The 24,457-nt window shown below is 72.7% G+C and carries 17 protein-coding genes, 2 tRNA genes and 2 pseudogenes; 8 read left to right on the forward strand and 13 right to left on the reverse strand.

Annotated elements, in window-relative coordinates:
* The first annotated feature begins 97 nt into the window (after positions 1-97).
* Positions 98-170, forward strand: a tRNA-Val gene (locus DEF28_RS01210).
* Positions 171-246: 76 nt separating this feature from the next.
* On the opposite strand, the gene DEF28_RS01215 is transcribed toward DEF28_RS01210, so the two are convergent.
* Both DEF28_RS01215 and DEF28_RS01220 read right to left on the reverse strand, forming a co-directional pair.
* Positions 247-1,215, reverse strand: a complete 969-nt coding sequence (locus DEF28_RS01215; protein WP_114397255.1) for a 2-hydroxyacid dehydrogenase — start codon at positions 1,213-1,215, stop codon at positions 247-249.
* Between the two features lie 141 nt (positions 1,216-1,356).
* Positions 1,357-3,282: a helix-turn-helix domain-containing protein gene (locus tag DEF28_RS01220; RefSeq protein ID WP_199493080.1), complete on the reverse strand. Its 1,926-nt coding sequence runs from the start codon at positions 3,280-3,282 to the stop codon at positions 1,357-1,359.
* Positions 3,283-3,839: 557 nt separating this feature from the next.
* Between DEF28_RS01220 and DEF28_RS01225 the strand changes: the two genes are divergently transcribed.
* From DEF28_RS01225 to DEF28_RS01240, 4 genes are all read left to right on the forward strand, one after another.
* Positions 3,840-5,129 (forward strand): hydroxymethylglutaryl-CoA reductase, degradative, encoded by a 1,290-nt coding sequence (locus DEF28_RS01225; protein WP_114397253.1) that lies wholly within the window; start codon positions 3,840-3,842, stop codon positions 5,127-5,129.
* Positions 5,126-5,587 (forward strand): hypothetical protein, encoded by a 462-nt coding sequence (locus DEF28_RS01230; protein ID WP_114397252.1) that lies wholly within the window; start codon positions 5,126-5,128, stop codon positions 5,585-5,587. The genes DEF28_RS01225 and DEF28_RS01230 overlap by 4 nt, the downstream gene beginning before the upstream one ends.
* Complete coding sequence (locus DEF28_RS01235; RefSeq protein WP_233515020.1) at positions 5,584-6,942, forward strand: tripartite tricarboxylate transporter permease; 1,359 nt, start codon at positions 5,584-5,586, stop codon at positions 6,940-6,942. Before DEF28_RS01230 ends, DEF28_RS01235 begins: the two co-directional genes overlap by 4 nt.
* Before the next feature lie 262 nt (positions 6,943-7,204).
* Positions 7,205-7,278 (forward strand) — tRNA-Ile (locus tag DEF28_RS01240).
* A gap of 70 nt (positions 7,279-7,348) precedes the next feature.
* On the opposite strand, the gene DEF28_RS27190 is transcribed toward DEF28_RS01240, so the two are convergent.
* Complete coding sequence (locus DEF28_RS27190; protein ID WP_147280088.1) at positions 7,349-7,792, reverse strand: hypothetical protein; 444 nt, start codon at positions 7,790-7,792, stop codon at positions 7,349-7,351.
* A gap of 475 nt (positions 7,793-8,267) precedes the next feature.
* Between DEF28_RS27190 and DEF28_RS01250 the strand changes: the two genes are divergently transcribed.
* Positions 8,268-9,416, forward strand: a complete 1,149-nt coding sequence (locus tag DEF28_RS01250; RefSeq protein WP_114397250.1) for a macrolide family glycosyltransferase — start codon at positions 8,268-8,270, stop codon at positions 9,414-9,416.
* Positions 9,417-9,535: 119 nt separating this feature from the next.
* Here DEF28_RS01250 and DEF28_RS01255 read toward each other — a convergent pair whose 3' ends face one another.
* Both DEF28_RS01255 and DEF28_RS01260 read right to left on the reverse strand, forming a co-directional pair.
* On the reverse strand, positions 9,536-10,276 hold the full coding sequence (locus DEF28_RS01255) for an SDR family NAD(P)-dependent oxidoreductase (protein ID WP_114397249.1): 741 nt from the start codon (positions 10,274-10,276) through the stop codon (positions 9,536-9,538).
* A 49-nt stretch (positions 10,277-10,325) separates the two neighbouring features.
* Complete coding sequence (locus tag DEF28_RS01260; RefSeq protein ID WP_114397248.1) at positions 10,326-11,513, reverse strand: MFS transporter; 1,188 nt, start codon at positions 11,511-11,513, stop codon at positions 10,326-10,328.
* A 51-nt stretch (positions 11,514-11,564) separates the two neighbouring features.
* Between DEF28_RS01260 and DEF28_RS01265 the strand changes: the two genes are divergently transcribed.
* A complete protein-coding gene (locus tag DEF28_RS01265) occupies positions 11,565-12,602 on the forward strand; it encodes a LacI family DNA-binding transcriptional regulator (RefSeq protein WP_233515021.1) in 1,038 nt (345 codons plus the stop codon).
* A 458-nt stretch (positions 12,603-13,060) separates the two neighbouring features.
* Here the strand turns inward: DEF28_RS01265 and helR are convergent, their stop codons facing one another.
* The 3 genes and pseudogenes from helR to DEF28_RS28240 all read right to left on the reverse strand — a co-directional run.
* Positions 13,061-15,211 (reverse strand): RNA polymerase recycling motor ATPase HelR, encoded by a 2,151-nt coding sequence (gene helR / locus DEF28_RS01270; RefSeq protein ID WP_114397247.1) that lies wholly within the window; start codon positions 15,209-15,211, stop codon positions 13,061-13,063.
* Between the two features lie 406 nt (positions 15,212-15,617).
* On the reverse strand, positions 15,618-15,827 hold the full coding sequence (locus DEF28_RS28235) for an ArsC/Spx/MgsR family protein (RefSeq protein ID WP_233515022.1): 210 nt from the start codon (positions 15,825-15,827) through the stop codon (positions 15,618-15,620).
* 14 nt (positions 15,828-15,841) lie between these two features.
* A pseudogene (locus DEF28_RS28240) lies at positions 15,842-16,102 on the reverse strand (GTP cyclohydrolase I); the annotation flags it as partial.
* A gap of 256 nt (positions 16,103-16,358) precedes the next feature.
* On the opposite strand from DEF28_RS28240, the gene DEF28_RS01285 reads away from it, so the two are divergent.
* Positions 16,359-17,282, forward strand: coding sequence for a LysR family transcriptional regulator (locus tag DEF28_RS01285; RefSeq protein WP_114397245.1), 924 nt, complete (start codon positions 16,359-16,361; stop codon positions 17,280-17,282).
* On the opposite strand, the gene DEF28_RS01290 is transcribed toward DEF28_RS01285, so the two are convergent.
* The 5 genes and pseudogenes from DEF28_RS01290 to DEF28_RS01310 form a co-directional block, all read right to left on the reverse strand.
* Positions 17,279-18,340, reverse strand: coding sequence for a formylglycine-generating enzyme family protein (locus DEF28_RS01290; protein ID WP_114397244.1), 1,062 nt, complete (start codon positions 18,338-18,340; stop codon positions 17,279-17,281). The genes DEF28_RS01285 and DEF28_RS01290 overlap by 4 nt on opposite strands.
* Entirely contained in the window at positions 18,333-20,693 is a 2,361-nt protein-coding gene (locus tag DEF28_RS01295) for an arylsulfatase (protein ID WP_114397243.1), read from the reverse strand. Before DEF28_RS01295 ends, DEF28_RS01290 begins: the two co-directional genes overlap by 8 nt.
* 160 nt (positions 20,694-20,853) lie before the next feature.
* Positions 20,854-21,687 (reverse strand): annotated as a pseudogene (locus tag DEF28_RS01300) (ABC transporter permease); the annotation flags it as partial.
* Positions 21,680-22,876 (reverse strand): quaternary amine ABC transporter ATP-binding protein, encoded by a 1,197-nt coding sequence (locus tag DEF28_RS01305; protein ID WP_114397241.1) that lies wholly within the window; start codon positions 22,874-22,876, stop codon positions 21,680-21,682. The pseudogene DEF28_RS01300 and the gene DEF28_RS01305, both read right to left, overlap by 8 nt.
* The gene (locus DEF28_RS01310; RefSeq protein WP_158562738.1) at positions 22,869-23,849 is read right to left on the reverse strand and encodes an ABC transporter substrate-binding protein; all 981 of its coding nucleotides are present in this window, start codon (positions 23,847-23,849) and stop codon (positions 22,869-22,871) included. Before DEF28_RS01310 ends, DEF28_RS01305 begins: the two co-directional genes overlap by 8 nt.
* Positions 23,850-24,457 lie beyond the last annotated feature (608 nt).

The following is a 24,457-nucleotide window of genomic DNA, read 5'->3' on the forward strand; positions in this document are numbered from 1 at the left end:
CATCCCCACCGACCGCCCCTCGCCCGCGCGACCGCCGCGCTACCGTCGCTGGAATCGGTCGCGACCGCGTATCCCCTGCTCGGCCGGAGACAGGGAGGGGCGGTGGCTCAGCCGGTCAGAGCGGGGAACTCACCATCCCCGGGGCGCGGGTGCGAGCCCCGCCCGGCCTGTTCGGAGAAAGTGCGAGGCGGCCGCGCCACCTCAGATGCCCGGGCCGCCGGATCGCACCGATCACACCACGCCCGCTCACTCGGCCGGTACCAGGATCGGGGAGGGGACCGGGATACCGGTGAGCACGGCTTCCACGTTCTCGACGGCCAGGGCGGCCATCCGCGTGCGTGTCTCGGTGGTGGCGGACCCCAGGTGCGGCGCCAGTACCACGTTGTCCATCTCGACCAGCTCGGGCTGCACGGCCGGCTCGTCTTCGTACACGTCCAGGCCCGCCCCGGCGATGCCACCGGAGCGCAGTGCGGCCACCAGCGCCTTCTCGTCGACCACGGGGCCACGGGCGGTGTTGATCAGATAAGCGGAGCTCTTCATGCGCACCAGGGCGTCGGCGTCCACCAGGTGCCTGGTCTCGGGAGTGAGGGGGCAGTGCAGGGAGACCACGTCGGAGGAGGCGAGGAGTTCGTCCAGCGGTAGCCGTCGGCTCGGGCCCGCGGCGTCGAGGCCGCGCCGGGAGAAGTGCACGATCTCCATGCCGAACGCGGCCGCTCGCTGCGCGACGGCCTGCCCGATACGTCCCAGGCCGACGATGCCCAGTCTCTTGCCCCGGAGGCCGGTCCCCAGCATGAACGAGATGTCCCACTCCCACGGGGTCCCCGATCGGATCAGCCGGTCGCCTTCCGACACCCGCCGGGTGACGTCCAACAGAAGTGCCATGGTGAGGTCCGCGGTGGCGTCGACCAGCACGCCCGGCGTGTTGGTGGCGATCACCTGGTGCGCGTTCGCTGCGCGCAGATCGAGGTTGTCGTAACCGGTGGCGACGTTGGCCACGACCCGCAGCTGCGGCCCGGCGGCCTTGAGCACACCTTCGTCGATGCGGTCGTTGATCGTCGCGATCACCGCGTCGGCACCCCGGACGGCCTCCCGCAGTTCTCCCGGGGACAGCGGCCGCTCGTGCGGTGAGACCCAGACCTCTCCCAAGCGCTCAAGGGGGGCGAGGACCTGGCCGGGCAGGGCCCGAGTGACAACAATTCGAGGATTCGGACTCATCGATTATCCCGCTTTCTTCCTTGGGGCGGAGAGCTTCGAATGGTTTACCGGATCAGAAGTCACGTGACCAGGTGTCGCGACGCGGCCTGTGCTCCCGTCAGGCGATCAGAGACGCAAGCGGAAGGGGATCGCCGAAAACCGTCAGGAGTCCTGGATCCGCTGCGAAGCGCTGGAGTCTGTCGCCGAAAGAGCCTGCAGGCGCACCGCCACCGAGATGCGGAAGAACGGCTCCGGTTCGCGCCACGCATGGCCGAGCAGCCGCGTGATCCTCTCCAGGCGCTGGAGCACGGTGTTGGTGTGCACGCCCATCAGCCGCGCCGTGCGGGCGGGACTCGCGTTGCAGTCCACGAACCGGTGGAGGGTGGTGAGCAGGTCTGTCCTGCGTTCGGTGTCCCAGCACCGGATGGGACCGATCGTGTGGTCGATGAACCGCCGTACGCTGGTCGGGTCGTGGGCGAACATGGCGGTGTAGGGCAGGTAGGCATCAGCCGCGACCGCAGCGGATTCGATCCCGAGGGCGACCAGCACACGGCCGCAGTCCCGCACCGCGGAGAAGCGGGCGCTCAGTTCGTCGAGGGTGTCGGCAGGGGCCGCGGCCACCGTCAGCACTTCGCTGGTACCTGTTCCGGCACACACGCGGTCGCGGGCGGCGGTCGCGGCATGCCGCGGGTCGGTCTCCGGAACGACGAGTGTGATGAAGCCGTCCACATCGCCCGCCAGGCCGCCCCGTGCGGCCGCTGCCTGTGCGGCGCGCAGCGCTGCACGGCGCTGCGCTGGCGCCACCACGGTGATGACGAGGGTGCGCAGGTCCTCCGGGCGCAGCCCGCGGGCACGCAGCCGGGCAGGCAGATGGGAACGGCGTCGGACGTCTGGGCTGACCAGGTCACCGAGGAGTTCGCCGCGCACCCGGCCTTCGGCGTAGACGACCGCGTCCTGGTTCAGGGTGAGCAGCGCGGTGATCTGTGCGGCCCGTTCGATGGTGCGCTGCTCCACCGCGCCGAGCTCCACCGCGCCGTCGCCGATGAGCAGGCCGCCGAGCATCGTCTCCCCGGCGAGGACGGCGACCGCGGCGTGGACGTCGTCCACCGGTGGGTCCAGCAGAGTGCAGCGTCCGGAGCGCCGACTGGCCGTGATCGCCGACCGGACAGCGGGCGGGTCGATCACGGCGGCCGTGGTCCGGTCGTCGGATGAGGCGAGCACGGCGTAGTTCTCATCGAGGATCACGACGGGCCGCTCCAGGGAGGCTCCCAAGGTCCGCGCGACGTCGGCGGCTCCGCCGCCGCGCAGAATCGCCGCGGTCAGCTCCGCGTGCACCCGGCTGGAGCGTTCCATCGCCTCGACGTGCTCGGCCAGCGCGGCATACGCCAACCGCGCCTCGTTGGCGGCCTCGCGGGTCTGGGTGAGCAGGCGGGCCGACTGCAGCACGACGGCGACGTTGTCGGCGAAGGCCGACAGCAGTGCCACCTCCTCCGGGGAGAACGCGTGCTCGTCGCGGTTCGCGGCGAACAGCACGCCCAGCACCTGTTCGCCGGCGATCAGCGGAACACCCAGGAGGGAGACGAGGCCTTCGGCGCGGACCGCGCTGTCGATGCTCTCGGAGCGCGGCACATCGTCGAGCTGTTCGTAGCGCGAGGTCCACTGCGGAGCGCGGGACTCAACGACTTTGCTGGCCAGGCCGATGTGGGGCGGCACCCTCAACCGCTGGAAGGACGGGGCGACCGCCCCGGCAGTGGAGCGTACCCGCAGCTCGCGCGTCGTCTCGTCGAACTCCGACAGATAGGTGACGTCGGTTCCGGCCAGGTCGTGGGCACGCCGCACCAACCGGGCGATCAGCAGATCGACGTCATGCAGTTCGGCGAGTTCCCGCGCACTGGAGAACAGCGCGGACAGTTCCCGTCCGCGCCGGTGCAACCGGGCCATCGCCCCCTGGAGCTCTCGGACCCGCCGAGCCACCTGCGTCGCCGTGGCGACGTCGAGCCGCTCAGCGAGCAGCAGGTCGACCACGGCGTCCTGCTCGTCCGGGCGGCCCTTGGCCGCGAGGTCGAGCAGCGCCAGTACAGCGGCCACCGAGACACCGGGTTGCCGTGCCGGCTCGGTATGCCGGGGCGTCGCCGCAGCGACCGGCGGATGGTGCGCAGCCCGAGCGTCGTCCGGGTCGCCGATCGGCGGTGGGGGAGCGCTCATCCATCCCAACCTGTGTGAACCGTCCACTGAGTACGCCCACTACATGTACTCATCGTACGTGGTCGGTGCCACAGGAAGTGCCTAGAGTCTGGGGTGTGACAGCGGCGCCACGCAGACGGCATTCACAGGTCGCAAAGCCCCACGACGCGTCCGGCCCGTCTCGGACCGCCCTACCCTCCCCGGCGAAACGGGGGCGTCCGATCCGGTAGCACCGCTTCGGTCGCTGCCGCCGGCTGCCCCCCGAGGCGGCGTTCCACCACGCCGCCAGCCTGGCGTCCCTCAACGGCATGGTGCGGCCGTACCGCGGAACCTGGTCGTCGCCGAGACCGTCCGGGTGCCCGTGAGCGGACGTGCCCGCCACTGACCCTCCATCCCAACGAATCAGACCAACCGCTCGCGGGGCTCCCGCACGGCCGATCACTGGAAGTAGGTAAGGATCCATGGCAGTCAACAGCCGGCTTTCCGGCTTGAAGGACCTGTCGATCAGCGAGCGCCGCGCCCGCGTCGCGGACAGCACCGCTGTGGAGCCGACGAGCCTCGAGGTACTGGACCCGGAGCACGGCCTCACCATCGAGCAGGCCGACCACATGGTCGAGAACGCGGTCGGCGTGATCGGCATCCCGCTGGGCGTGGCGACCAACTTCACGATCAACGGTCGCGACTACCTGGTCCCGATGGCCACTGAGGAGCCGTCGGTGATCGCCGCGGCCAGCAACGCCGCCCGCATCGCCCGCGGCACCGGCGGATTCGCCACCTCGACCACCGAACCGCTCATGAGGGCGCAGATCCAGGTCGTCGACGTCGCTGATCCGCGCGCCGCCCGGCTGCGGCTGCTCGAAGCCCGCGACGAGCTCATCGCGCTGGCCAACGAACAGGACCCCCAACTCGTCCGCTTCGGCGGGGGCGCCCGGGACGTGGCCGTGCACGTGGTCGACGCTCCGGCCGGCACGTATGTCGTGCTGCACCTGATCGTGGACGTGCGCGACGCGATGGGCGCCAACGCCGTCAACACCATGGCAGAGGCGGTCGCCGCGCGGATCGGCGAGGTCGCCCAGGGCCGCTCGCTGCTGCGGATCCTCAGCAACAAGGCCGACCTGCGCCTGTGCCGAGCGCGTGCCGTCTTCGACGCTGACGCCCTCGGGGGCGCCGAGGTGGTCGACGACATCGTGCACGCGGCCGCCTTGGCCGAGGCCGACCCGTACCGGGCCGCCACCCACAACAAGGGGATCATGAACGGCATCACCGCCGTCGTCCTGGCCACCGGCAACGACACCCGTGCCGTCGAAGCCGGCGCCCACTCCCACGCCGTCGGGCCCGACGGCCGCTACACCTCGCTGTCCCACTTCGAAAAGGACGCCGACGGCAACCTGGTCGGTGCTCTGGAACTGCCGATGGCGGTCGGCCTCGTGGGAGGAGCGACCAAGGTGCACCCGGTCGCGCGGGCCGCCGTGGCGCTGCTCGGAGTCGCCACCGCCCGCGAACTCGGCGAAGTCATCACCGCCGTCGGCCTGGCTCAGAACCTCGCCGCGGTCCGTGCACTGGCGACCGAGGGCATCCAGCGCGGCCACATGTCGCTGCACGCCCGCAACGTCGCCGTCACCGCCGGAGCCACCTCCGAGGAACTGCCCCTGGTGGTGGCCCGGTTGACCGCCGACCGCGCGGTGAGCGGCGACCACGCCGCGAAGATCCTCGCCGAGGTGCGGGCCGGTCGGCGGGAGAACGCCCGATGAGGCCAGCCGAGCCCCACCCCGGCCACCAGGACGACCAGTCCTACGTCGAGGTGTGGAACGACACCGTCGACCTGCGCCACCTGGCCGCGTCGCTGGTGATCGGCGTGGTCGGCGGGCTGCCGCTGTTCCTCCTCGCCCGCGCCGTGCTGCGCGGGTGGCTGGACACCCTGGCCCTCGCCGACGGCTACGCACTACTGGCAGGGCTGGCCGGCTGCCTGGCGGCGGGTGCCGTCTGCGCCCGGCGGTTCCCGCCCAAGCGCGTCTTCACCGACGACGCCGAGACATCCGCGGCACTGCGGCGCGCGGCCTTGGCCGAGCTGGCCCGGGACACCGACACCACGACGCCCGACCTGCTGCCCGCCGCTGTGCGGAGCGAGCTGGCGGAACTGGACCTGCTGGAGGACCGAGCGGACTCCGAGACCGGGGCCCAGCGTCCGGAAGGAGCCGGATCACGGTGATCACCGACCTGATATGGGCCCTGGGCATGGGCCTGACCGGTGCCCTCGTCTTCGCCGGGATCGGCCTGGTCTCCGGCACGGACGAGACCTCGACGCTCGGCCCCCTCACCCTGCTGGTGGTACTGCTCGGTGTCCCGCCCGCCGGGGTGATCACCTTCTTCCTCGCCGGCGCGGTGGCCAAGCACATGACCCACGCGATCCCCACCACGCTGCTCGGGATCCCCGGCGACACCACCGCCGTGCCGCTGCTGGAAGACGCCCGGGCGATGCGCCGCATCGGCGCCCCGCACATCGCCCTGCGCAAGGCCCTGGCCGGCGGCCTCCTCTCGGCCGCGATCGCCGTCCCGGTCTCGGTCGGCGTCGCCTCGCTCCTGGCACCCTTCGCGGAGCCGGTGCAGGAGGTCATCCCGTATGTGTTCGTGGCCGTCGCCCTGCTCGTCGCGTACTTCTCGCCGGGCCGGTGGGCCGCCGTCGCCGGGCTGGCCCCGTTCACACTCGCCATCGCCGCGCTGAGCGGCTTCGCCCAAGGCGTGCTCGACAAGCCACTGAGCATCAGCTTCTTCCTCGGCATCGCGATCGGGCCACTGGTGATCGACCTGCTCATCGCCGGGTCCCGCTCCGGCCGCGGAACGCTGCCACGCAGCGCGGGCAAGGCGTTCTCACTGGCCCCGGAAGCCGTCGCTTCGTACAGATGGTTCCCCAACCCCTTCCGGGTACTGACCCGGCGGCAGGCCGGTACCACCGCGGCCGTCGCCGCGGTGACGTCCACGACCTTCATGCTCAGCCCGGTGGCCACCGCCGTCATGGCAGGCGAGGTCGTCGGCGCCCGTATCAAGCATCCCTACCAGCGGCTGAGCACCCTGATGTCGGTGAAGAACGGCACCACGGAGTCGACCTACATCGCCGAGACGCTCATCCCCCTGATCGCCTTCGGCCTGCCGCTCAGCCCCGTTGCCGCGGGCCCCGCCGCCGCTCTGTTCAACGCGCCCCCGGTCTTCACCGTGGAGGGCCGCGTACACAACCTGCACACCCTGCTGTCCACCTGGCAGTTCCTGGTCTTCGGTCTGCTCGCCGTCGCCATCGCCGCGCTCGTCGTCTACCCCCTGGCGATGCGGCACGCCCGCACCGCCAGCGCCTGGGTCGCACGCAGGATCAGTCACGAGGCGCTCATCGGGGCGTTCGCCGGGCTGATCTGCGTGGTGGCCTGGTACGAGGGCGGAGTGCTGGGGCTGCTCGTCACGGTCGCCGTCGGCGCACTGGCGGGAGCCTTCCACCGCCTGCTCGGCATGACATCCGGCGCGCAGTACATGGCCTTCTACGTGGCCACCCTCTTCGTCCCCCTGCTCACCACCTGACAGGCGCCATCGCGCCTGGGAGGGACCGTCCCCGCTGCACGGCGTCGCGCCGGGCCGGAGGGCGATGCCGCTGATCGACGCCGCACAGCTCGACGACCGCGCGCACTGTGCGCGGGCGTGGCCCCGGCTGGTCCCGGCGTCGGGCCCCTGGGTACCGCTTACCGAGATGTTCGGTGACCGAATCCTCCGCCGTGCTACCGCCGTGCTACCGTCGCTAGAATCGGTCACGACCGCGTATCCCCTGCTAGACCGGGGATATGGAGGGGCGGTAGCTCAGCTGGTCAGAGCAGGGGACTCATAATCCCTGGGTCGCGGGTTCGAGCCCCGCCCGCCCTACTGCGCACGAAAAAGCGCCGCCGGCCTGTGAAGACAAGGTCCGCGGCGCTTGGCGTGTCAGGCCGACTAATTACGACTGCATCTGGCCGACCGCAGATGGCTGCGGGGGGAACACGCTGAAGTTCTGCGGCTGCCGAATCCACGGGGTCGGGGGCGCGATCCGTTCGAAGTTCGACGGTGTTGTCTCGTAGACGCAAGCGATGCCGAGGTCCGTGAGTAGCTCTATAAGATCTTCTGGCGGACGTGCGGGCAGGAGCAAGGCGAGCTGCAGGCCCTCAATGTCGAGATGGCGGCTGTAATCAAGAAGCTGCCCGATCCCCATCCGGACGGCTTCGCGGGTCGCTGTCCCTTTGGCTTCCAGCAGTTCCTTCGCCTGCTCGTCGTAGAGATCAGTAAGCAGTGGTCTCGATACGCCGGGAGGTACGATCTTCCATCGCTTTGCTGTGTGGTTCAGTCGTTCGAGATGAGTGGTATAGCGAGTTGACTGCTGGGTATGGTCGCTGGCTCGATGCATGATCAGCTAAATCGAGCCAGTGAGCGTGGGGAACGCGGCAAAGCCCTGCTCAGCGTGCCGACGTGCGAGGCGGAGCACGTGCCGTATGTCGTGCGGTCGAAACTGGGACACGCCACTGTCCCGACTCCGGGGAGGGACCGCAGCCGTCGGGGCTCTGCCTTCAGGTGTGCGGCGTGGTGGCGCCGTCGAGGAAGCGGGCACCTCCCGCGGAACCCGTGCGCGTCCCCCGAGGGGGCGGCGGAAAATGCGGTGCCTGGGGGCCGGGGGCCGGGCTAGAGTCGCGGGCATGTGTTTCTACCTGATCTGCGGCTGACGCGGGTCGGGGCGGCGTTGCGCCCCTTACGCGTGACTGGGTGCGTCCCCGGTGACCGGGTTCTCTACCGGAGAGGGCGGCGTACCGGCTTGCCGTGTGTTCCCGCTGCCGTAGACCTGAAGTGAGTGATCTCCCGTGAGTCGTCGCCGTGCCCATATCGCGATGGTCGGTGTCCCCGCTGTCAGCCATGTCCTGCCGAGCCTGGAGGTCATCCGCGAGCTGGTGGCCCGGGGCCATCGGGTGACCTATGCCAACGACCCGGCGGTGGCCGACCTGGTCGCGGGGGCCGGGGCCGAGCTCGTGCCGTGTGCCTCCGTGCTGCCGGTCGCCGACAACAACTGGCCCGACGACCCCATCGCCGCCATGGGGCTCTTCCTCGACAACGCCATCGAGGCGCTTCCGCAGTTGCGCGCCGCCTACGACGGCGATCCCGCGGACCTCTACCTGTACGACATCGGCGGCTACGCCGCGCGCGCCCTCGCCGAGTCGCAGGGGCGGCCCATCATGCAGCTGTCCCCGACGTTCGTGGCCTGGAAGGGCTACGACGAGGAGGTCGCGGCGCACCTGTGGCAGCTGCCGGGGGCCGCCGAGTACCGGGCGAAATTCACGCGGTGGCTCGCCGGCAGCGGGGCGGCCACCACCGACGTGGACGCCTTCTCCGGCCGTCCCGAACGGGCCCTGGCACTGATCACCCGGGCGATGCAGCCGCACGCCGACCAGGTCGACACCGACGCGGTGACGTTCGTCGGGCCCTGCGTCGACGCACGTGCCGCCGAGGAGGACTGGGCCCGTCCGGCCGACGCGGAGAACGTGCTGCTGATCTCCCTGGGCTCGGCCTACACCCGTCAGCCGGAGTTCTACCGCCAGTGCCTGGCGGCCTACGGCGGCCTGCCCGGGTGGCACGTCGTCCTCCAGATCGGCAGGCACACCGATCCGCGGGAACTGGGCGACATCCCGGCCAATGTCGAGGTGCACTCCTGGGTCCCGCAGCGGGCGATCCTGGAGAAGGCGGACGCCTTCGTCACCCATGCCGGCATGGGCGGCTGCGGTGAGGGGCTGCTGGCAGGCGTCCCGATGATCGCCGTTCCGCAGGCCGCCGAGCAGTTCGTCAACGCCGACCGGCTCGTGGAACTGGGCGTGGCCCGCCGCATCGACACCCCGGACGCCACCGCCGAGACCCTGCGGGCGGCCCTGCACGACCTCGTCACCGACGCGGAGGTCGCCCGCCGCTCGGCACTGCTGGCCGCCGACGCCAGAGCCGAGGGTGGCACCATGCGGGCCGCCGACCTCGTGGAGGAGATGCTCGGCTGAGCTCCCCCCGCCGCGGCCCGGAACGGTGCGGCAGCCCTCCGCTGCCCACCGTCCCTCCGCCGCGGCCTCGGCCCGCCGGGCGGCGCTCCTGATCCGGCGGGCACCGGGGCGGCCGGGTGTCAGGTGAAGTGGAAGCCGCCGTTGACGACGATCCGCTGGCCGGACACGAAGCCGGCTTCCTCGGAGGCGAGGTAGGCGACGGCGCCCGCCACGTCGTCGGGAGTGCCCCAGCGGCGGACGGCCTGCCGTCCCAGCCAGTGCTCCGCCACCTCCGCGGGGATGGTGCCGTGCCGCTCGACCGGGATCCATCCCGGGGCGACCAGGTTGACCGTGATGCCGTCCCCGCCGAGTTCCAGCGCCCATCCGCGGGTCAGACCGAGCAGGGCGCCCTTGGCGGCCATGTACGCCGACCAGCCCGGATCCGCCCGGTCGAACAGGTCGCTGCCGATGTGGACGACCCGGCCCCATCCCGCGGCGCGCATGTCCGCGACGGCCGCGTGCAGCAGGGCGAGGGGGCTCTTGGTGAAGAACTCGAAGTGGCGGAGCATGTACGTCCACGACAGCTCCTCGACGGGCACCTCGCCCTGCGGGCCGGAGGCGTTGGCGACCGTCACCAGGACCGGCCCGAAGCGCTCGCGGGCGGCCTGGACCATCGCGGCCACCTGCTCCGGGTCGGTGGCATCGGCGCTGATCGCCACCGCCCGACCCCCGGCGCGCGCGATGCCGCCGGCGGTCTCCTCGGCCGCCACCGGGTCCAGGTCGTTGACGACCACCGGCCGCCCTTCGGCAGCCAGCCGGCGGGCGATCGCCGCGCCCAGTCCGCGCCCGGCGCCGGTGATCACCGCGGTTCCCGTCTTCATCTCTGCTCTCCTTGGTATCGGGCCGACCCGCGTCCGGGGCGGCGGGGGTTCACAGCAGGTTCCTGCGCCGCAGCGCCGGCAGTACCGGCACGAGGGCGACCAGCACCGCGGTCAGCGCCGCGACCCCCAGGAACGCCTGCCGCACGCCGGAGGCGTCGGCGAGGAGGCCGAAGTAGGCCGGGCTGACGAGGAATCCCAGGTAGGCGACCGAGGTGATGGCGGAGGTGGCTCGTCCCCGGGACCGGTCCGCAACGGAGCGGAGCCCGTAGGACACCAGGGTCGGGAAGATGACGGCGGTTCCCACGGCGGCCGCCGCGATCCCGAGCAGCGCCGTCCACAGGGAGGACGCGACCATGACGACCACCCCTCCGGCGGTCGCCGACACGGCCCCCAGGACCACCGCCGCCACCGGTCGCGCCTGCGCGGGCCCGGCGGCGAGGAAGCGGGTCAGCGCCGCCAGGGCCGCGAACGCGGCCGGCGCCAGCGCGGCCAGCGCGGGCGGGGCGAGGTACTCGTCGGTGAACAGCACCGCGCCCCACGACTGGTAGGCGTTCTCGGAGGCGAAGGCCAGGGCCCCGATGACGCCCACGGCCAGCAGCGGGACCGTCCGGACCGCCAGCGGGCCGCGGCCGGTGCGGCCGGCGCCGTGCGGTGCCGGGGACGGCGCCGGGCGGGCGCCCGCCCAGGCGTAGACCGTCCGCGCCAGCACCACCGTGATCACGGCACCCGCGGTGAAGTTGACGAACAGGTTCCCCGTGACGCTGCCGAGGCCGCCCGCTCCCAGGCTGACCACCGCGACGGTGAGGGAGAACGCTCCGTGCGACCGCGAGACCACGGGGCGCCCGGTGCGTCTCTCCACGGTCGCGGCGAGAGCGTTGATCGCGACGTCCGTCGCCCCCGAGGACGCCCCCACGAGGAAGATGGCGGCGCACAGGGCGGCGAAGTTCGCCGCCGCGCCGGCCACGAGCACACCGGAGAGCCCCAGGGCCGCGAGCAGCACACCCGCGACTCTGAGGCCGAGCGCGTCGATGAGCCGCCCGGTGGCGAGCATCGCGGGCAGCGCGCCCGCGCCGACGAACAGCAGGGCGATACCGAACTCGCCGTCGGTCACGCCGGCCCGCTCCCGTAGCAGCGGCAGCGTGGCGCCCCAGATGCCCCAGAAGGTGCCGAGGCCCGCGAATGCCAGATACGGCGCCGCGCTCCGCGGAGGGGCGGAGAGCGTCTGTGAGACCGTCATTGTGTAACGATACACAGATAGGCTCGGTCTGTGGTAGGCAATCGCAGACGCGTGACGCTGAAGGAAGTGGCGACCCGTGCCGGGGTGTCACCGATGACCGCGTCCTACACCTTCAGCAAGCCGGGCCGGGTCGCACCCGCCACCCGGGAGCTCGTGCGGGAGGCGGCGGCGGAACTGGGGTACCGGCCCGACGCCGTCGGCCGGGCGCTGAGGTCCGGCCGCACGCAGCAGCTCGGGGTCGTCTTCGGCGAGCACCTCTCCTACGCCTTCGACGACCCCCAGGCGGCGCAGTTCCTGGCCGGTGTCGCCGAGGTGTGCGTGGCGGAGGTCTTCGGGGTCACACTCATCCCCACGCGGGGTGACACCTCCGACGTGGACCGCGTCCTGTCCGCCGCGGTTGACGGATACGTGCTGTGGACCACCGCCGAGGACGACCCGGTACTGGACGCGGTCGGCGGCGACCCGCGCCCGGCGGCCATCCAGGGCGGTCCGCGGCGCGACGGCATCGCCTGCGTCACCCAGGACGACTACCAGGCCGCCTTCGCCGTCGCCAGCCAGGCGCTGGGGGAGGACCGCGCGCCGGTCGTGCTCTCCTTCCCGGCCGACCGGTCCCGCCGCAGCGCCGTCGCCACCGGAGCGGACCTCCCCGCAGACGTGCTCTTCCCCGTGACCGCCGCCCGGCTGCGCGGGTACCGCGACGCGATCGAGGCCAGCGGCAGGACCTGGGCCGAGACGCCCGTGGCCGTCGCGCCCAGGAACACCAGGGGCGAGGGCGCCGCGGCGGCCCGCCGCCTTGCCCCCGGGCTGCCGGCCAATACCCTGGTCATCGCCATGAGCGACGAACTCGCCCTCGGCGCCTACGAAGCCCTCCACGCGACCCACCCGGACACCGCCTACACCGGTTGGGACGGATCCCGGCCCGCGCTGGAACTCGGGATGTGGTCGGTGACCAACCCGCTCCGCGAACAGGGACGGCGCTGCGCACGGATCGTGGTCGGCGGAGACGGCGGCGGGGACGCGGACGCAACCGCCGGCCGCTTCGTCCCGTGGAGCGTGCGGCGGGGCCCGCTGCCGCGCGAGCACCGCTGAGGGCCGTCCGCGCCGGCTCGGCGTGCTGGGGGCGGCTTCGGGCCGCGGTCCCGCGCCGGTCCGGCCCGGGCTCCCTCGCCCGCCGCCCCGGCGGCCCGCCCCGGCGCCGCGAACCCGACGCCTGCCGACCTTCGTTCACGCGGCTACCCGCGTGAACGGGGGATCGGCGGCGGCTGGACTTGGCTCCTGGCCCCGGAGCGGAGCCGGCGGGCATGTCCTGCCACGCCCGAAGGGCGCGGGCGGGCCTCCGGCGGTCCCGCCGGCGGGCCGCCACGTCAGCGCGTCCCGAAGCTCTCCCGGCGGTCCGGGAACGCTCTCGGCGGGACCGGGCGGCGTCCCCTCCGGCCCCCGTTGCCTCCGGGACCCCGGGCGCGGAGCCGGCCGGGCCCCACCCGGGCGTTTCGAGCCGTTGCCGGCGCAGCCCCACCAGAACCGCTCCGAGGCCGGAAGTTCCGACGTCAGGAACTCGTGAGGACGACGAGCTGGCGGGTCGCCCGGGTCATCGCGACATAGCGGTCGACCGCCCCTTCGATCCCCTCGCCGAACGCCTCCGGGTCGACGAGGACGACCAGGTCGAACTCCAGCCCCTTCGCCAGCTCCGGGGTCAGCGACCGGACGCGCGGCGTCGCCCGGAACGCGGGATCGCCGACAACGCAGGCGGTCCCCTCCGCGTTCTCGGTGAGCCAGGTGTCGAGGACCGCGCCCAGGTCCGCGGCGGATCCGTGCACGACGGGCACACCGGCGCTGCGGATGGAGGTCGGCACGTTGGCGTCCGGGAGCGCCGCCCGGATGACCGGCTCGGCCTGTGCCATGACCTCCTCCGGCGTCCGGTAGTTGATGCTCAGGGAGGCCATGCTGATCCGGTCGAAGCCGGCCCGTTCGAGCCGCTCCCGCCACGACTCCGTGAACCCGTGCCTGGCCTGGGCGCGGTCGCCGACGATGGTGAAGCTCCGGGACGGGCACCGCAGCAGCAGCATCTGCCACTCCGCGTCGGTCAGCTCCTGGGCCTCGTCCACGACGATGTGCGCGAACGGGCCGGCGAGCAGGTCCGGATCGGGGCCGGGCAGCGCGGCCTCGTCGACCAGGCTGTCCTGCAGGTCGCGGCCGCGCAGCATCGTCACCGCGCCCTCGCCGTCGTCGTCGGCTTCCAGCAGGTCGTCGATGACGGTGGCCATGCGCTCGCGTTCGGCGGCGACGGAGGCCTCATACCGGCGCCTGCGCCGCGACGCCCGCGGGTCGCCGAGCCGCTGCCGTGCCGCGTCCAGCAGCGGCAGGTCCGACACCGTCCACGCCTGGGCGTCCTCGCGCCGCAGCTTGCGGATCTCGTCGATGCTGAGCCACGGAGCGCACTTGCGCAGGTAGGCCGGTACCGACCACAGGTCCCCGACGAGGTCGGTCGGTTCGAGCATCGGCCACGCGCGGTTGAGGGTCCTGGTCAGCTCCGCGTTCCGGCGCAGCGACATCCGGAGCACGTCGGGTGAGATGTCGTCATCGTCGTGCTTGTCGGCCAGGATCGCGACCAGCTCCGCCAGGATCTGCTCCCGCGCTTCGTTGTGCGGCGTCCCCGGTTCGACGGCGTCGAAGGCCTCGGCCCAGTCGTCGGCGCTCAGCCAGATGTCGGACCAGTCCGTCATAACCGTCATCCCCTGCGTGGGCGGCTGCTCGTAGAACCGGACGGCCGGTTCGATCGCCTTCACCAGGTCCGCGGACGACTTCAGCCGGGCCACCTCCGGGTCGGCCTCGACCGCCGCCGCGGCCCCTTCGGGGACGAGGTCCCGCAGCGTGCAGGTCTGCACACCCTCCTCTCCGAGGCTGGGCAGGACGTCGGCGACGTAGGCCAGGTAGGGCTGGTGCGGGCCGACGAACAGCACGCCGCCCCGACGGTGGCCGAGGCGGGGGTCGGAGTAGAGGAGGTGGGCGGTGCGGTGCAGGGCGACGACGGTCTTGCCCGTACCGGGACCGCCGTCGACGACGAGGGCGCCGCGGGACCCCGCGCGGATGATGGCGTCCTGGTCGGCCTGGATGGTGCCGAGCACGTCGCGCATCCGGGCCGACCGGTTGGCGCCCAGGCTGGCGATGAACGCGGACTGGTCGTCGAGTGCGGCGTGGCCTTCGAAGCCGTCCGCGGTGAACACCTCGTCCCAGTAGTCGCTGATCCGGCCGCGGGTCCAGCGGTACCTGCGGCGGCTCGCCAGCCCCATCGGGTCGGCGTGCGTCGCCGCGAAGAACGGCTCGGCCGCGGGGGAGCGCCAGTCGAGGAGCAGGCGGCGCCCCTCGCTGTCGGTGAGGCCGAGCCGTCCGATGTACACGGGCTCGGGGTCGTCCGCCCTGACGATACGCCCCAGGCACAGGTCCAGACCGAAGCGGCGCAGGGCGCGCAGCCGAGCGGCCAGCCGGTGGATCTCCAGGTCGCGGTCCAGCGCCTCCCGGCCCTTGCCGCCGGGCGTCCTGCGCCTGGCGTCGAGGCGGTCGGACAGGTCGGCGATCGCCTGCTCGAGGCTCTCCGAGATGGCCGCGAAGTGCCGCTCGTCGTCGGCGATCAGCGCGGGGTCGGCCTTGGCGGAGAGGGTGTCGGGAAGGCCGAACGCGCTGGTGGCCTGCGGGTTCACGTCGTCTCCCGTGCGGTGGGTGGTGGTCACGGTCGACGATTGTGCGGCATGACCGGGGTCTTGCCGCAAGCCCCCGGGTGCGCTATAAGTTCAAAGTGGAGGGAAGTCTCCGGAATCCTCGCCCTCCGTGCCCCCTTGAGCGCCTACAGTGGACAGCACCGTCGACGGCGCGATCGGAGGTCCGCCCCGCTCCAGGTCGGCGGCCCTGCGCACGGCGCGGGCCGCGGCGTCAGATCGCGCGAGTCGACCGGGGCGACGCACCCCGCTCCACTCGGCGGCAGCCACCCAGCACCCCACACGCAGGTGTCGCCGACGGCGCCCGTACCGGCGCGGCGCTGCACCCGGGGCGTGCGGCGGGCGGTGCCGGGGCGGGGCACGGCCTGCCGGCCGGCGCCTGCCGGCTCCGCTACGGCAGGACGGACCGGACCGACTCCGGGGACCGGCCCACCACGGCGGTGCCGTCGTCCGCGGTGATGATCGGCCGCTGGATCAGCACCGGGTGGGCGGCCAGGGCCTCGATCCACCGGCCGCGCTCCGCCTCCCCGCGCGCCCATGCGTCCATGCCCAGCTCCGCCGCCACGGGCTCACCGGTGCGGGCGATGTCCCACGGCTCCACCCGTGGGCGGTTCCGACGAAGGGCAGGAGGTGGTGCTCGCACACCGACCGGAGCGGGATGCCGCGGGCGAGGACGAGTTCGTCGTAGCCCTCGTCGTTGGGGAAGGTCGTCAGGTCGAAGGGGCGGGGGCTGAACAGCTCGGCGTAGGCGCGGGCCATTCTGCCGGGCGTGCCCCGCAGGCTCTCGGAGTCGGTACTGATGCCCAGGGCCTGCAGGAACTGCCCGGCGGCGAGCTCGGCGGCAGCCAGGTCCACTTCCCCGGCCGGCCGGGCCACGCGGACGGGGCCGGCCCCGAGGCGCCGGGGATCCGCGCGGGACGCGGGCCGGACCGGTCCGCACTACCCCGGGCGGAGCGGCCCCGAGCATCCCGGCCGAGTGCCCCCGGGCCGTCGGCGGCGGCCGGGGCCCGGCCGCGTACCCTGCTACGAGGCGCCCGGAGGGAGCCGCCTGCCGGCGTGCATCGCGGCCGATGCGCGCCGGCGGCAGGCGAGCGGCTGCCGCTGCCCCCGCCCCCAGCCGTAGGAAGGTCATGTGGAGCGAAAGCATCTCGAGTACTTTCTCGCGATCGCGAGCCACGGAAGCTTCACCAGCGCGGCGAGCTCGCTGCGGATCGCGCAGCCGTCGCTCTCCTACGCCATAGGCGTCCTGGAGCGGGAGGTGGGGTCACCGCTCTTCCGGCGCGTCGGCCGCGGGGTGGTGCTGACCCCGCTCGGTGAGGCACTGCTCGCGCCGGCCCGGCAGGTGATCCACGACTTCGCACTGGTGCGGACCGCGGCCCGGCAGGTGTCCGGTCTCGTCTCGGGCCGCCTCGACATCGTCGCGGCCACCACCCTGGCCGTCGACCCGCTCGCCTCGTTCGTCGGCGCCTTCCGGCGCCGGCACCCGGGGGTGACGTTCAACATCGTGGACGCGGAGAACGCCGCCGCGGTCGTCGACGTCGTCCGGCGGGGCCAGTGCGAGGTGGGACTCACCGAGCACGGCACCGCCGCGGCGGGGATGCACCAGCTCGACCTGCCCGAACAGGACCTCCTGGCCGTGTTCCCGCCCACCGCCGCCACGCCCGAGGACCCGCTCCGGCTGGAGAAGCTCGCGGACCTCGACTTCGTCACCACTCCCAGCGGCTCCACCACCAGGAGCGCGCTCGACAGCGCGCTGGCCCTCGCCGGGGCGTCTCCGCGGATCGCCGTCGAGACCACCCACCGCGCCGCGATCGTGCCGCTGGTGCTCGGCGGCGCCGGGGCGGCGCTGCTGCCGCGCCGGCTCGCCTGGGAGGCCGGCAGGCTCGGGGCCGTGGTCGTGGCCCTCAGCCCCCCGCTGACGCGCCGCGGGGTCCTCGTGTGGCCGCCCGACGGGCTCTCGCCGGCGGCCCAGGCCTTCGTCGACCTCGTGCGGGCCTGGCCCCCCGATGGCGGTGAACCGGAGGAGGGCCAGGACCTGGGAGCCGGACAGGGCTAGGCGTCCCGGGCGCAGCGGAAACCGGTGTTGCCCATCGACGAATCGGGGGCGATCCCCTGACGCGCGCTGACGCGGTACCGGCGGCAGTAGGAGTCGTGGCACAGGTAGGAGCCGCCCCGTGCGCTGCGGCGGATCCCCTGCTCGGGTGCGCGGGGCGGCCGCGGGTCTTCCCGCTCCGCAGCCGCTCGGGCGTCTTCCCGCTCCGCAGCCGCTCGGACCTCCACCCGCTCCGCAGCCGCTCGGACCTCCACCCGCTCCGCAGCCGCTCGGGCTGGACCCCCTCGTCGGGGCCCGGGGGAGAAGCGGTCGCGGCACCACTCCCACACGTTGCCGGTCATGTTGTGCAGCCCGAAGCCGTTCGGCGGGAACGCCCCGACGGGGCAGGTTCCGTACCAGCCGTCGTCGCGGGTGTTCTCCCGGGGGAAGGCCCCCTGCCAGACGTTCATCCGGTGCTGCCCGCCGGGCTCGCGCTCGTCCCCCCACGGGTAGGCGCACCCGGTGAGCCCGCCGCGTGCCGCGAACTCCCATTCGGCTTCCGTGGGCAGCCGCAGGCCCGCCCAGGCGCAGTACGCTTCGGCGTCGTTCCAGGACACGTGGACCACCGGATGGTCCGCGAGGCCGTCCAGGTCCGACCGCGGCCCCGCGGGCCGGCGCCAGCTCGCGTCCTCGACCTGGCGCCACCAGGGCGCCGCCGCCACGCCGCGGGTGGGCGGGAAGTCGTCGGGGAGCAGCCCGGCGAAGACGAACGACCATCCGAACCGCTCCGCGTCCGTCCGGTACCCCGTGGCGCCGGCGAACGCGGCGAACTCCGCGTTGGTCACCGCCGTCGGGCTGATCCGGAACGGGGCCAGCCCGACCCGCCGGACCGGTCCCTCGCCGTCCTGCGGGTAGGCGTGCTCGTCGGCGCTGCCCATGAGGAAGTCGCCGCCGGGCAGCAGGACGAGCCCGTCCGGGCTGGTCGCGCCGGCACCGGAGGCCGGCGCGGCCGGCTGGGGGCGGGCGCCCCGCCGGCCGGCCGACGGGGCGCAGCACCCGCCGCGCGGGCGCTGCTCAGTCATGGGCGGCCCGGAAGAGCTGGCGTTCGTTCTCACTCTGGACGTCGCTGTACAGGTCGTCGGAGAGGTCGAGGCGGACCTGCCGCAACCGCCCCGTGAACGCGTTGTCCGCGGTGGGGTAGTCGTCCGTCACCGGCGATGCCCGGTCCACCCCGATGTCGAAGGTCTCGTCGAAGGCGAAGTAGTAGGGGATGGTGGCGTCCACCCGGCCGGCCGCGACCTCCGCTCCGTCGACGTGCAGCGTCACGGTTGCTCCCCTGCCGACACCCCCGCCGTCGTAGCCGAACTCCAGCCGGATCTCATGGGCTCCGGGCGGCAGGACGCCTCCGCCCGCCACCTTGTGCACCCGCAGGCCGAAGTAGTTGTAGGCGTAGGCCGGCCGCCCCTCGTGCACGTACAGGGACCAGCCGCCGAAGCGGCCGCCCTGTGCCGCGATCACCCCCTCGGCGCCCCCGGCGGGCACGTCGACGCGCGCGGTGATCGTGTGCGAGCGGTTCTTCACGTTCGGCGCGGTCTCCTCGGTCAGGCGCAGCCCGGGGCCGTGGAACGTCACCGTGCGGCGGTCGCCCAGCAGGTCGAGCCGGCCCGCCTCCCTCGGGTTCTCCCGCTCGGTCATCCGGTCGTCGAGCGGGAACACGTTGTGCCGGCCGGCCTCGACGAGGAACAGCTGCTGCAGCTGGCGCAGCCTGCCGGGGTGCTCGGCGGAGATGTCGCGCGCCTGGGACCAGTCGGCGTTGGTGTCGTAGAGCTCCCAGACGTCGTCGTCGAAGTAGCGGCGCCCGGTCTGCACCATCTCCCACGGGGTGCCGTGCCGGGTGACCGCCATCCAGCCGTCGTGGTAGATGCCGCGGTTGCCGACCATCTCGAAGTACTGCAGCCGCCGGCGGTCCGGGGCTCCGACATCGTTGAAGCTGTAGAGCATGCTGGTGCCCTCGACGGCCTGCTGGGCCACACCGTCCACCGTGGCGGGCGCGGGGATGCCGGCGGCTTCCAGGACCGTCGGCATCACGTCGATCACGTGGTGGAACTGGTGGCGGATCCCGCCGCGCTCCTCGATCCCGTTCGGCCAGTGCACCACCATCCCGTCGCGCGTCCCCCCGAAGTGCGAGGCGACCTGCTTGGTCCACGGGTAGGGCGTGTTCATCGCGAGGGCCCATCCGACCGGGTAGTGGGCATGGGTCGTGGCGTCGCCGAGCGCGTCGGCGTTGGCGTTGATGTACTCGGCGGTGTCGGGGATGCCGCTCGCGAAGCGGTGCTCGTTGAGCGTTCCGCCCAGGCCGCCCTCCGCCGAGGCGCCGTTGTCGCCCAAGACGTAGATGAACAGCGTGTCGTCCAGGGCGCCGGCGTCGTCCAGGGCGTCGACCAAGCGCCCCACCTGGTCGTCGGTGTGCTCGGCGAACCCCGCGTACAGCTCCATCAGCGACGCCGCCGCCCTGCGCTCGGCGTCGGAGAGCTCGTCCCAGTGCGGCACCCCGTCGGCCCACGGCGCCAGTTCGGCGTCCTGCGGGACGACGCCGAGCTCCTTCTGGCGCCGCAGGGTGATCTCCCGCTGGCGGTCCCACCCGTGGTCGAACCTGCCCCGGTAGCGGTCCCGGTACTCGCGCGGCACGTGGTAGGGCGCGTGCGTGGCGCCGAACGGGAGGTAGAGGAAGAAGGGCGTGTCGGGCCGGAGGCTCCGCTGGGTATTCATCCACTCGATCGCCTGGTCGACGAGGTCCTCGGAGAGGTGGTAGCCGTCCTCCGGCCGCCGGTCCGGCTCGACCGGCGTGGTCCCGTCGAACAGCACCGGATGCCAGTGGTTCATCTCGGCGCACAGGAAACCGTAGAACTTCTCGAAGCCCTCGCCGGTGGGCCAGCGGTCGAAGGGGCCGACCGGGCTCACCTCGCGCGCGGGCGTCTGGTGCCACTTGCCGAACGCGGCCGTGCTGTAGCCGTTGGCGCGCAGGACCTGGGCCAGCGGCGCGGCGCTGCGGGGCCGGATGCCGTCGTAGCCGGGAGCCGCGCTCGCCATCTCGGTCGTGACGCCCATCCCCACCGAGTGGTGGTTGCGGCCGGTGAGCAGTGACTGCCGGGTCGGCGAGCACAGCGCGGCCACGTGGAAGCGCGTGTACCGCAGGCCGCCCGCGGCCAGCCGGTCAGCGGCAGGCATCCGGCACGGCCCGCCGAACGTGCTGGGCGCGCCGAAGCCCATGTCGTCAAGGAGGACGAGCACGACGTTGGGGGCGCCCTTGGGCGGCCGCAGCGGCTCGGGCGGGGTGTGCGGCGGGTCCTGGTCGCGCACGTCGATCGACGCGGCCCGCGGACGCGGCCGGTCCCCGATCGGCAGGTTGTACCTGTTGACGTGCGGATCGGTCATCGGGTCCTCCTTCTGGTCGCGCGCCCGATGCGCGGCGGTCCGGACCTTGGCTGGTCGGCTCCTGCGGTGGCGGCCGTCAGGCGGCGGCGTGCTCGGGCTCCCGGGGCGCTTCCTCCCGCGCCCGCCGGCGGAGCAGCGTGTCCAGGGCGGTACGCGTCCGCCGGCCGGACGACCGCGGCCGGCCGAGGGCGCCCGTCACCCGGTCGAGGAAGATGGCGAGGACGACCACGGCGATGCCTCCCTCGAAGGCGAGGCCGATGTCGAACTGGGTGACCCCGCTCACGACGACCCCGCCCAGCCCCTCCGCCCCGACCATGCCGGCGACGACCACCATGGACAGCGCGAGCATGATCACCTGGTTGACGCCCGCCATGATGGACGGCAGCGCCAGCGGGAGCTGGACCTCGCGCAGCACCTGCCCGGGGCGCGGCCCGAACGCCCGGGCCGCCTCCACGATCTCGGCGTCGACCTGGCGGAGGCCGAGCTCGGTGAGGCGGACCGCCGGCGGTATGGCGAACACCGTGGTGGCGACGATCCCCGGCACGACCCCGATGCCGAAGAAGAACACCGAGGGCACGAGGTAGACGAACACCGGCAGGGTCTGCATGAAGTCGAGGACCGGCCGGACGCAGACGCTCACCCGCGCGCTGTTCGCGGCCAGGATGCCGACCGGCACGCCGACGAGGACGGAGATGACGGCGGCCATGATGACGACCGCGAGGGTCTCCAGCGTCTGCGTCCACAGCCGCATGCCGTCCACGAGCAGGAACGCGAGCACGGTGAACACGGTGAGAACGGCGCTGCGGGTCGTCACGGCGGCCACCAGGCCGAAGACCGCGATCAGCACGAACGGCAGCGGCGAGACGAGCGCGGTGTAGACGGTGTTCACGGCGAACAGCAGCACCGCGGAGACGCCGTCGAAGAAGCCGCCGGCGTGGTCCACCAGCCACTGCAGCGACGACTCGACCGCTGTGCCGACCGGGATCCTAGGCATGCTCGCTCCTGTCCTCGGCGGCGGAGGCGATGGCGTCGAGGACGCGGGCCCTGGGCACGACGCCGACCAGGCGCTTGTCGCGGTCCACGACCGCGAGCGGGACGGCGTGCCCGCCCGTGAGATGGCAGAACTCCACGAGCGGGGTGTCGTCGGGGACCGCGGTGTAGTCGCCGCCGAGGCAGTGCTCCAGGTCGGCGCGGCGCTCGGCGGCCGCCGCGGACAGCGCCTCGGGGGTGGCCACACCGGCGATCCCGCCGTCCGGCGCGGTGACGTAGGCGCCGCGGGCGCGCGACCGCTCCAGCCGGGCCAGTACGGCGGCCGGGTCCTCGCCGAGGGCGGCGGTGACCCACGGGGGCCGCATGACCGCGGCCGCGGTGAGGACGCGCGTCCGGTCGACGTCGGAGACGAAGTCGTGGACGTAGCCGTCCGCCGGCCGGGCGATGATCTCGGGTCCGGTGCCGAGCTGGATGGTCCGGCCGTCCCGCATGACCATGATCCGGTCGCCGAGGCGCATCGCCTCGTTGAGGTCGTGCGTGACGAAGATGATGGTCTTGCGGAAGTCCCGTTGCAGTTCGAGGAGCTGCTCCTGCATCGAGCGGCGGGTGAGCGGATCGAGCGCGCTGAACGGTTCGTCCATGATGAGGACGTCGGGGTCCGTCGTCAGCGCGCGGGCGAGTCCGACGCGCTGCTGCATGCCCCCGCTGAACTCGTCGGGGTAGGCGCCGCCGCGCTGGCCGAGCCCGACCTGCTCCAGGGCGCGGTCGGCGCGCCGCAGCCGCTCGCGCCTGGGCACGCCGCGCGCCTTCAGCCCGTAGGCGGCGTTCTCCCGGACCGTGCGGTGCGGGAAGAGCGCGAAGTGCTGGAAGACCATGCCGACGCGCTCGTTGCGCAGCCCGCGGAGCTGCCGCGGCGTCATGCCGCCGACATCGGTCCCGTCGTACAGGACGCTCCCGGTGGTCGGCACCACCAGCCGGTTGATCATCCGGATGACCGTGGACTTCCCCGAACCGGACAGGCCCATGATCACGAAGAGCTCGCCCCGCTCCACCGAGAAGGACACGTCGTCGACGGCGAGCACTCCGCCGGCCTCCCGCACCGCGCGGGCGCGGTCGGGCCCGGCGTCCAGGGTGCGGCGGGCCCGCGCCGGGGAGAGGTCGAACACCTTGGTGAGATGCCGGGCCTCAATCACGCGGGGCCTCCGCGGGCTCGCCGTCCACGGTCTCGACACCCGCCAGCCAGGCGCCCACCGCGTCGGGGTTGTCCGCGATCCAGGCGCGGGCGACGTCCTCCGCCGCCGTGTTCTCCTGGCTCACCGCGTGGACCCAGTCGGAGGCGGTGCCGCTGTCCACCTCCATCTGGGACAGCAGCCGCGCCACGTTGGGGTTGTCGGTACCGAAGTCCTCGCGGGTGGCGACGCGGATCTCGCCCGCACCCGGCCAGGCCTCCTCGGGGTCGTCGAGGTAGACGAGGTCCCACTCGACGTTCATCCAGTGCGGCTCCCAGGCGAGGAAGACGACCGGCCGCTCGTCCGCTACGCGCTGCTCGACCTCGGCGAGCATGGCCGGGGTGCTCGACTCCACGAGGTCCCAGTCGCCGAGGCCGTAGGCGTCGGCGTCGATGGCGTCCTGGATGCTCTGGTTCCCGGGCGCTCCGGCCTCGATCCCGAGGAACTCGTTGCCGAACGCCGCGGCGTTGGGTGCCAGGTCGGCGAGTGACGTCACGTCGTAGCGCTCCGCCACATAGCGGGGGACGGCGGGTTCGAAGGACGCCTCCGTGACCAGTGTGCCGAGGACCTCCACGCTGCCGGTGTCGATGTGCTCGGCGAAGACGTCCTCCTGGCTCGGCCACCAGTTGCCGAGGTAGACGTCGGCGTCCCCGCTGGCCAGGGCCTGGGCGCCGAGCGGAACAGAGAGCTCCTCGATGCTGACGGTGTATCCGAGCTCCTCCAGGAGTTGGCTGACGATCGCGTTCTCGACCATCAGGTCCTCCCAGGGCTGCTCCACCAGCGTGATCGCGGTCCCGCCCGCGCCGCCGGAGTCGAAGCCCCCTTCGGGTGCACTGCACGCGGTGAGGGCGAGTGCGCTGAGCGCCGCGACGGAGGCCGCCAGGGCGCGGCCTGGCCGCAGGTACCCGGCGGGTCCTTCCGGCCGGCCGCCGGCCATGGACCCTTCCGAGTCGCGGCGCTTTCGCGTGAGGTGGGAGTCCCTAATTCTCATTCCACCCCTCTCGGATCGTGCTCGGTCCGAGTTTGCGTTTGCTGTGGAATTCTGGCTCGCTGCCCGTGGCGCATGTCGCTTGATACTGGTTCAGAGGTATGTGTTCGTTCAATACCTGATGAAATGCAAGCTATACCAATATTTGTTAGTGTTTATAGATGCCTTCTATGATGACAGAAATGTTACAGAAATATTGCGTGGTATCCCGCGCGCGGGCGGCGCCGCGCGGGATGGGGGAGAGGGTGGAAAAGCGCAAGTGGGCAGGTCGGCGGGGCTGTGGAATTCGCGGTGCCCGCGAGACGGTGGCCGCCCGCCGGGCAAGCGATTCCGGCGCACTGGGCGAATCCGTTCACAGTAACGTGCACGGACAGCGGCGGCCGGCGGCCTCCTGCGTGTCGGCGGCGCAGGTCGCGCCCGCCGGCGGACGCGGGCCCGGCCGGTCGCGGGTCCGGCGCGGCCTGGCGGGCGGCTCCGGGGGAATTCAGCTCCTCCGTCCGGCGCCGCGGAAAGGTTCTCTGTCGAATTCGGGAATGTCGTCGATTATGGCGGTCGCG

Source organism: Marinitenerispora sediminis, from assembly GCF_003336425.1.
Lineage (GTDB): Bacteria > Actinomycetota > Actinomycetes > Streptosporangiales > Streptosporangiaceae > Marinitenerispora > Marinitenerispora sediminis.

Excerpts from the sequence above, each read along its gene's own strand:
- DEF28_RS01215 (WP_114397255.1), bottom strand. The coding sequence starts at position 1,215 with ATGAGTCCGAATCCTCGAATTGTTGTCACTCGGGCCCTGCCCGGCCAG.
- DEF28_RS01225 (WP_114397253.1), top strand. The coding sequence starts at position 3,840 with ATGGCAGTCAACAGCCGGCTTTCCGGCTTGAAGGACCTGTCGATCAGC.
- DEF28_RS01230 (WP_114397252.1), top strand. The coding sequence starts at position 5,126 with ATGAGGCCAGCCGAGCCCCACCCCGGCCACCAGGACGACCAGTCCTAC.
- DEF28_RS27190 (WP_147280088.1), bottom strand. The coding sequence starts at position 7,792 with ATGCATCGAGCCAGCGACCATACCCAGCAGTCAACTCGCTATACCACT.
- DEF28_RS01250 (WP_114397250.1), top strand. The coding sequence starts at position 8,268 with ATGGTCGGTGTCCCCGCTGTCAGCCATGTCCTGCCGAGCCTGGAGGTC.
- DEF28_RS01255 (WP_114397249.1), bottom strand. The coding sequence starts at position 10,276 with ATGAAGACGGGAACCGCGGTGATCACCGGCGCCGGGCGCGGACTGGGC.
- DEF28_RS01260 (WP_114397248.1), bottom strand. The coding sequence starts at position 11,513 with ATGACGGTCTCACAGACGCTCTCCGCCCCTCCGCGGAGCGCGGCGCCG.
- DEF28_RS01290 (WP_114397244.1), bottom strand. The coding sequence starts at position 18,340 with ATGACTGAGCAGCGCCCGCGCGGCGGGTGCTGCGCCCCGTCGGCCGGC.
- DEF28_RS01295 (WP_114397243.1), bottom strand. The coding sequence starts at position 20,693 with ATGACCGATCCGCACGTCAACAGGTACAACCTGCCGATCGGGGACCGG.
- DEF28_RS01310 (WP_158562738.1), bottom strand. The coding sequence starts at position 23,849 with ATGGCCGGCGGCCGGCCGGAAGGACCCGCCGGGTACCTGCGGCCAGGC.